The organism is Oceanicola sp. S124, assembly GCF_000220565.1.
Lineage (GTDB): Bacteria > Pseudomonadota > Alphaproteobacteria > Rhodobacterales > Rhodobacteraceae > Pseudooceanicola.
The window spans coordinates 1-6925 of the sequence record NZ_AFPM01000051.1 but is presented as its reverse complement, the minus strand read 5'-3'; the positions used below and the strand labels follow the sequence as shown (position 1 = coordinate 6925).

Below are 6925 nucleotides of genomic sequence, written 5' to 3'. Positions count from 1 at the left end.
TGCGCGGCCAGAGGAAGGTCTTGTAATAGAAGCCCGCCGGGAAGAAACGCGACAGTTTCGCGTTCACCGCGCCGACGTCGAAGTCCAGGCTGGGCCAGTGGTTCTGGCTCTCGGCACTCAGCCCGTCGAACAGTTCCTGCGTGGTGGCACGCTGGTTCGGCTCGAACCGGCCATCGGTGCCGATGCCCATCAGGGCATTGGGCTCTTCCGCACCGGCGGCAACGACGCCGCGCGGCCGGTGATACTTGAAGCTGCGCCCCATCATCACCTGGTCATTGGCCAGCAGGGCCGAGGCGAGCGTATCGCCCTCGTAGCCCTTCATCGCCCGACCGTTGAAGGTGAATGTGCGCATCGCGCCGCGGTCGATCAGACGTCCGCCTTTCGCAAGCCTGCTGCTCATTGCGCCCCTGCTCCTTTCGTCATCATGCCGAAGCGGCTCACGCGATATCGCGCCATTTGAACCCCGGACGCGCAGCCCGGATCTTTTCCAGCAGCTCTTCCGGCGGCCGGGAGGTCTGCGCCGGATAGGTGCCCCAGACCTCGAGGGTCATGGTATCGCGGGCGGCGTGGAACCACTTGCCGCAGCCCGCCACGTGGCGCCAGCGCTCGAAGTGGACGCCGCGCGGGTTCACCCGCTCGAACATGTAGTGTTCGAAGGCCGCGTCGTCCGAGGCCGGCCCCTCGCGGGTGATATGGGCTTCGCCGCCGCAGTGGAATTCGGTCTCTTCGCCCCGGACTCCGCAACAGGGACATTCAAGCAGCAGCATCGCGGCCTCCAACGGGATGATGCGGGGCGCGGGCCCCGGGTGTCAGACATGAAAAGAGGCCGCGCGGACAGAGCCGACGGCCTTGGGATCGGGCCGCACCGGGCACCTTGGGTGCCCGGGCGAAAAGCACGGTGAGGGGCCGGGAGTCAGCCGCCGTCGGGCAGGTCGATCTGGATTTCGGGTTCGTCTGCGGCAGGCACGTCGCCGCCGGTCGAGACGTACCAGATGACACCTGCCAGGACGACGACGACCGCGCCCAGGATGAAGGCCATGCCAGTGTTGCCGGATTTCTCAGCCATTTCGTTTCCTTTTCAAATCCACAGATCGAAAGGGAAACGCGGGATGTCGCCGGCTGGTTCCCGGCGGCCGGGCAGAGCATCGCCGGGACGGATGCCGCAAGGGAACCCGAGGCGGTTTCCGTGCGTTCTGCATGCAAATCGGGCGTACCCCGCGAAACTTCCCCGGAAACACCCCAAGCCCGGTGGCTTAGCGTTAACGGAACCACAAGATTTTGCGTTACCATCGGGACAGGCCCCGCAGGCCTGCGGACCCGCGACGGAGACTCTGCCCCATGACCGAGACCATCGACTTCCCCATCGAGCCCCATGCCACCGGCGCCGGCAGCCAGTGCTTCACGCTTCTGGACGGGCTCGACGGCCTGCCGGAGAGCCCCGGCCTCTATGTCCTGCTGGGCCGCGGCCCGGGCGGGTTGCGCCCCCTGGGCTTCGGGCACAGCGACTGCCTTGCCCGAGTGCCGAGGGGTACAGACTTTGCCGCCGCGCTGCGCGAGGGCTTCCACGGCGTGGCCATCGCCCGCCTGCCCCGCGACGGGGATCCGCAGCAGCTGATCCGCCGGCTTGGCCGGACGCATCACGCGCCGCTCAACATCCGCCGCGAGGCGCTGCGCGCCATCGACGCCGCCAGCCTGCCCCAGCAGATGCCGCTTGCCGCCGAGTGAGCGGTCGCGCCGGATGAGGCCCGGGGACATCATCCCGGGTCTCAATGGGCCACGCCTGCGGCGACGCTCTCGTCGATGAAGCGGCCCTCGCGGAAGCGCTCCAGCCCGAAGCCCCGTGCCAGCGGGCCCGGGGTCCCCTTCGCCATCATGTCGGCCATTGCCCAGCCCGAGCCGGGGATCGCCTTGAAACCGCCGGTGCCCCAGCCACAGTTGATGTAGGTATTGCCAAGCGGTGTGGGCGAGATGATCGGAGAGCGGTCCCCGGTCATGTCGACGATCCCGCCCCACTGGCGCAGCATCTTCAGCCGCGAGATCATCGGGAAGGTCTCGACCAGCGCGCGCACGGTCTCTTCGACATGGTGGAACGAGCCACGCTGCGTGTAGTTGTTGAAGCCGTCGGTGCCGCCGCCGATCACCATCTCGCCCTTGTCGGACTGGCTGATGTAGCCGTGCACCGTGTTGGCCATGATCACCACGTCGAGGCAGGGCTTGATCGGCTCGCTGACCAGCGCCTGCAGGGCGATGGATTCGACCGGCAGGCGGAAGCCGGCCATCTCGGCCAGCACGCCGGAATGGCCCGCCACGACGATGCCCAGCTTGCCGCAGCCGATGTGGCCCCTGGTGGTCTCGACCCCGGTGACCTTGCCGCCCTCGGAGGTGACGCCGGTCACCTCGCACTTCTGGATGATGTCCATGCCCATGTCGGAACAGGCCCGCGCATAGCCCCAGGCCACCGCGTCGTGACGCGCCGTGCCGCCGCGCGCCTGCCAGAGCGCCCCCAGCACCGGGTAGCGCGGCCCGTCGATGTTGATGATCGGCACCAGTTCCTTGACCCGCTCGGGACCGATGAACTCGGTGGTGACCCCCTGGTGGGCATTGGCATGGGCCGTGCGCATCCAGCCGCGCACCTCGTGTTCGGTCTGGGCCAGCATCATCACGCCGCGCGGGCTGAACATCACGTTGTAGTTCAGGTCCTGGCTGAGCGTCTCGTAGAGCGACCGCGCCTTCTCGAAGATCGCGGCCGAGTCGTCTTCCAGGTAGTTCGAGCGGATGATGGTGGTGTTGCGCCCGGTGTTGCCGCCGCCCAGCCAGCCCTTCTCGATCACCGCCACATTGGTGATGCCGAAGTTCTTGCCGAGGTAATAGGCCGTGGCCAGCCCATGCCCCCCGGCCCCGACGATCACCACGTCGTAGTGCTTCTTCGGCTGAGGCGACTTCCACGCGCGTTGCCAGCCGGTGTGGTGGCGGGCGGCTTCGCGGGCAATGGCAAAGGCGGAGTATCTCTTCATCGGCCTCTCGCTGATCTCGTGATGAGGATTCGGGACGGGCACCTGCAGGGGCACCTTCCCGCCGACCCTAGAGCCTACACCAGGAACGCCGCGCCTCAATCCGTCGCAATATGCCGCGCTTGCGACATGGGCGCGCGCCGCCCCCCATTGCCCCTTTTGCCGGGCAACCGGGCGGGTTAGACCGGGGGGAACGACGCTAGACAGGTCCAGCCGATGCTCTTCTGGGTGATTTCCGCCATTCTTTCCCTCGCCGTCGCCGGGCTGCTGGTGCGCAGCCTGATGCAGGGCGGCGGCAGCGCAGAGCCCGCCGAGGCGCTGGATGTCGCGATCTATCGCGACCAACTGGCCGAGATCGACCGCGACCTGGCCCGCGGCGCCCTGCCCGAGGAAGAGGCCGCGCGCACCCGCACCGAGGTCTCGCGCCGGCTGCTGGCCGCCGATGCCGCCGCCCGCGCTGCCGGCCGGGCGGAGATGGGCGCCGGCCCCGGCCGGGTTATGTCGCTGGCCGTCGGGCTGGGACTGGCGGCGGTGGCCGTCGGTCTCTACCTCTGGCTCGGCCAGCCGGGCTATCCCGACATGCCCCGCGCCGGGCGCATCGCCGAGGCCCGCCATCTGCTGGACGACCTGCCCAGCCAGGCCGAGGCCGAGGCCGCTCCCGGGCAGCTCAACTTCACTCCGCCCGCCCCCTCCGAGGATTTCGCCGCGCTGATGGTGCAGCTGCGTGGCGCCGTCGCCGAGCGCCCCGACGACATCCGCGGCCTGCGCCTGCTGGCGCGCAACGAATCCGCGCTCGGCAACTTCGCCGAGGCCGCGCGGGCCCAGGCCCGGGTGCTGGACCTGGCCGGCGCCGGGGCCTCGGGGCAGGACCATGCCGATTATGCCGACATGCTGATCCTTGCCGCCGGGGGCCGTATCTCGGCCGAGGCGGCGCAGGCGCTGCAGACCGCTCTGCACAAGGATCCGCGCAACGGCACCGCCACCTACTACTCGGGCCTGCTGATGGCGCGCACCGGGCGGCCCGACATCGCCTTCCGGCTCTGGGACGGGCTGCTGCGCTCTTCCCCCGAGGAAGCCCCCTGGGTGCCGCCGATCCGCGCCCAGATCGACCAGGTCGCCGACCTGGCCGGAGAGATCAACTATCGCCAGCCCCCCGTCGCCGCGTCGTCCCGGCCCGACACCGCCCTGCCCGGCCCCTCGGGCGAGGATATCGACGCCGCCGCCGACCTGTCCGACGAGGACCGTCAGCAGATGGTGCGCGGCATGGTCGAGGGTCTGGCCGACCGGCTGGCCCGCGAGGGTGGCTCGGCATCGGAATGGGCGCGGCTGATCGCGGCGCTCGGCGTCCTCGGGGAAACCGACCGGGCCGGCGCCATCTACATCGAATCCCAACAGGTCTTCGCCGGTGACGCCGAGGCGCTCGGCCTGCTGGCCGAGGCCGCACGGCAGGCAGGAGCATCGCAATGATCCACGAGGATATCGAAACCTTCGCCGCCGCCCTGCCGCCCATGCGTGCCCTTGCCGGGCTCGACTTCGGGGAAAAGACCATCGGGGTCGCGGTCTCGGACGGGCTGCTGTCGGTTGCCACGCCGCTGGAGACCATCCGGCGCAAGAAGTTCACCCTGGATGCCGAGGCCCTGCTGGCGATCATCGCCAGGCGCGACCTCTGCGGCATCGTGCTGGGTCTGCCGCGCAACATGGATGGCTCGGAGGGGCCGCGCTGCCAGAAGACCCGCGCCTTCGCCCGCAACCTGACGCGACTGACCGACCTGCCGATCAGCTACTGGGACGAGCGACTGTCGACCGTCGCTGCCGAACGCGCCCTGCTCGAAGCGGACACCTCGCGCCGCCGCCGGGCCGAGGTGATCGACCACGTGGCCGCCTCCTACATCCTGCAGGGCGCGCTGGACCGCCTGCGCCACCTGCGCGGATGAGCGACAGCTTCCCGCGCCGCAACGGCATCAGCTCTCCCTGCGTCGATATCTGCGTGATCCATTCCGGGACAGGGCTGTGCGCGGGCTGCCTGCGCTCGATGGACGAGATCGCCGCCTGGGCCGGGATGAGCGAGACCGAGCGCCAGGCCATAATGGCCGACCTGCCCGCGCGCGCGTCCGGCAGGTGAAGGCAATCCGCTCGGTGAAGGGAAGAGGTCTCGGGCCGCGCTGCGGGAACCGGCCGGTCGCGTCGCCTCAGGCGGCGGCGGTCTTGCCCGGCCCTTCCTGCACCAGCTCGACATGGCGGGCCGAGACGCGCCCGGCGCCGTCAGCGACAATCGCGACGACGCGCCCGCCAAGGGTGATCAGTGCAGCGCCCGGGTGGCTGTCGTCGGTCAGGATGCCGACACGACCCGAGCCGGCCTCTTCGGGGCGGTATTCCAGAACGATCTGGTCACGCTCGGGATCGAAGTCCGAGATCACCGGTGCGGTATCCAACCCGGCAAGTCCCGCCGGGATGTCCTGAACGCCCTCGGACGCGGCCTCGAGCGATGAGTCCCAGGCCTCTTCCAGCGGCGCTTCGAAGCCCTGGTCAAGGGACGCGCGCAGGTCAGAGCGGCCCGCCAACGGATCCAGGGACAGGGTATTGCCCGCCTCCGCAGAGCCCTCGTCTGCGGCCATGGCTTCGGCGATCAGCGCTTCGGTGCGATCCGGGTCGAGTGCATAGCGGCGCTCTCCCCTCGGGGTCTCTTCGGTGGCCATCAGGCTGGCCGACAGGCGGGCGGCAAGGGCATCGGCCTCGTCGAGGTCCTCGCGCGGGATCGGGGCCGGCCGGTCGTGCCGGCTGCCCAGCAACCGGAAGCGATCACGCAGGCGCCGCCCGACGTCATGTCCGAAGATTCCCACCGTCTGAACCTGCTCATCCGCATCCGCCAGCGCCGAACGGCGTTCAACCGACGAGCTGTCACGCTCGCCCTGGTAGGAGGTGAAGGCCACGCCGATCGCTGCCAGCGCGACAACAGAGATGAGCTCCAACATGAGGTGATCCTTTTGCCGTAGACCATATAAGCAGGTGAATATGGCTGCCCTATGGCCGTGCGGCACTTGACGACGTATAGGAAACGATCCGCCGACAGCAGATAGATTGTCGCGCCCCAAAGGTGAGATCCCGAAGTTTTTTCAGGTTTTGGACCATCTCCGACCCGCGGCCCCGGGCGGTGATCCGCCGACCATTGCCCCCGTTGAACGGGCAGACAGAGGAAAGTGGCAAAAATGCGTCCTGCTGCCGCGCATTTGCCTCCGGTCCGAGCCAGATCCCGGCGCGCGCGCCCTGCCGCCCCGGCGGCGCTTCCGCTGCCGGCCCGTCCGCCCTAGAATGCCCCGGGGCCCGCCCCCTTCACATGCCTTTCGCAATTGCCCGGACAGCCATCATGCGACGCCTGCTGCCGCCCCTGCTCTGCGCCCTGCTGTCGGCGCCGCCCGTCTTCGGAGGGTCCTTGGACACGACCGTCACCCTGCCGGCCCCCCGACAGCCGATCACGGCCACCCTGCACGGACCTGCGGCCCCGGGACCGGCGGTGCTGCTGCTGCACGGTTTCACCGGCAGCCGCGACGAAATGCGGATCCCCGCAGCTGAAGAGGGCGTCTTCGCCCGCACGGCCCGCCATCTGGCGAGGGCCGGTCTGACCAGCCTGCGCATCGACTGTCGGGGCTCGGGCGACAGCACCGGCCGGATGAGCTTTGCCGACAGCGATTTCGAAACCCAGGTCGAGGACGTTCTGCTGGCCCTCGACTGGCTGCGGGACAGGGGCTACGGCCCGCTGCATGTCATCGGCTGGAGCCAGGGCGGCATGGTCGCCGCCCTCGCGGCGGGGCGCGGTGCCGGGGTCGCCTCGGTCAGCCTGTGGAATGCCGTCGGAGAGCCGATGGAGACCTATCCGCGCATTCTGGGCCAGGAGGTCATCCGCCGCGGCCTGGCCG

At 69.4% G+C, this 6925-nt stretch carries 10 protein-coding genes; 5 read left to right on the top strand and 5 right to left on the bottom strand.

From position 1 onward, the window contains the following. From OS124_RS0104835 to OS124_RS27295, 3 genes are all read right to left on the bottom strand, one after another. A partial coding sequence (locus OS124_RS0104835) for a 2Fe-2S iron-sulfur cluster-binding protein (RefSeq protein ID WP_010138232.1) occupies positions 1-400 on the bottom strand: 400 nt, incomplete at its 3' end. 37 nt (positions 401-437) lie between these two features. Continuing rightward, positions 438-767: a sarcosine oxidase subunit delta gene (locus OS124_RS0104830; protein ID WP_010138231.1), complete on the bottom strand. Its 330-nt coding sequence runs from the start codon at positions 765-767 to the stop codon at positions 438-440. A 146-nt stretch (positions 768-913) separates the two neighbouring features. Beyond that, complete coding sequence (locus OS124_RS27295; RefSeq protein WP_168161435.1) at positions 914-1066, bottom strand: hypothetical protein; 153 nt, start codon at positions 1064-1066, stop codon at positions 914-916. Between the two features lie 272 nt (positions 1067-1338). Here OS124_RS27295 and OS124_RS0104820 point away from each other — a divergent pair, with 272 nt between their 5' ends. Then, a complete protein-coding gene (locus OS124_RS0104820; RefSeq protein WP_010138230.1) occupies positions 1339-1725 on the top strand; it encodes a hypothetical protein in 387 nt (128 codons plus the stop codon). Between the two features lie 41 nt (positions 1726-1766). Here OS124_RS0104820 and OS124_RS0104815 read toward each other — a convergent pair whose 3' ends face one another. Beyond that, positions 1767-3014 (bottom strand): sarcosine oxidase subunit beta family protein, encoded by a 1248-nt coding sequence (locus tag OS124_RS0104815; protein WP_010138228.1) that lies wholly within the window; start codon positions 3012-3014, stop codon positions 1767-1769. 213 nt (positions 3015-3227) lie between these two features. On the opposite strand from OS124_RS0104815, the gene ccmI reads away from it, so the two are divergent. The 3 genes from ccmI to OS124_RS23715 are packed head-to-tail and all read left to right on the top strand — an operon-like array spanning position 3228 to position 5133. Next, positions 3228-4478 carry a c-type cytochrome biogenesis protein CcmI gene (ccmI, locus tag OS124_RS0104810; protein ID WP_010138227.1) on the top strand — a complete coding sequence of 417 codons (1251 nt, stop codon included), beginning with the start codon at positions 3228-3230 and terminating at the stop codon, positions 4476-4478. Continuing rightward, entirely contained in the window at positions 4475-4945 is a 471-nt protein-coding gene (ruvX, locus tag OS124_RS0104805) for a Holliday junction resolvase RuvX (RefSeq protein WP_010138226.1), read from the top strand. The genes ccmI and ruvX overlap by 4 nt, the downstream gene beginning before the upstream one ends. After that, positions 4942-5133, top strand: coding sequence for a DUF1289 domain-containing protein (locus tag OS124_RS23715; RefSeq protein WP_010138225.1), 192 nt, complete (start codon positions 4942-4944; stop codon positions 5131-5133). Before ruvX ends, OS124_RS23715 begins: the two co-directional genes overlap by 4 nt. A 67-nt stretch (positions 5134-5200) precedes the next feature. Here OS124_RS23715 and OS124_RS0104795 read toward each other — a convergent pair whose 3' ends face one another. Beyond that, positions 5201-5983, bottom strand: coding sequence for a hypothetical protein (locus tag OS124_RS0104795; RefSeq protein ID WP_010138224.1), 783 nt, complete (start codon positions 5981-5983; stop codon positions 5201-5203). A 392-nt stretch (positions 5984-6375) separates the two neighbouring features. Here OS124_RS0104795 and OS124_RS0104790 point away from each other — a divergent pair. Beyond that, the coding region (locus tag OS124_RS0104790; RefSeq protein WP_010138223.1) for an alpha/beta hydrolase at positions 6376-6925 on the top strand (550 nt) is incomplete at its 3' end.

What these genes read in the sequence shown, in the direction of transcription:
- ccmI (WP_010138227.1), top strand. Translation starts at nt 3,228, where the DNA reads ATGCTCTTCTGGGTGATTTCCGCCATTCTTTCCCTCGCCGTCGCCGGG.
- OS124_RS23715 (WP_010138225.1), top strand. Translation starts at nt 4,942, where the DNA reads ATGAGCGACAGCTTCCCGCGCCGCAACGGCATCAGCTCTCCCTGCGTC.
- OS124_RS0104820 (WP_010138230.1), top strand. Translation starts at nt 1,339, where the DNA reads ATGACCGAGACCATCGACTTCCCCATCGAGCCCCATGCCACCGGCGCC.
- OS124_RS0104830 (WP_010138231.1), bottom strand. Translation starts at nt 767, where the DNA reads ATGCTGCTGCTTGAATGTCCCTGTTGCGGAGTCCGGGGCGAAGAGACC.
- OS124_RS0104795 (WP_010138224.1), bottom strand. Translation starts at nt 5,983, where the DNA reads ATGTTGGAGCTCATCTCTGTTGTCGCGCTGGCAGCGATCGGCGTGGCC.
- OS124_RS27295 (WP_168161435.1), bottom strand. Translation starts at nt 1,066, where the DNA reads ATGGCTGAGAAATCCGGCAACACTGGCATGGCCTTCATCCTGGGCGCG.
- ruvX (WP_010138226.1), top strand. Translation starts at nt 4,475, where the DNA reads ATGATCCACGAGGATATCGAAACCTTCGCCGCCGCCCTGCCGCCCATG.
- OS124_RS0104815 (WP_010138228.1), bottom strand. Translation starts at nt 3,014, where the DNA reads ATGAAGAGATACTCCGCCTTTGCCATTGCCCGCGAAGCCGCCCGCCAC.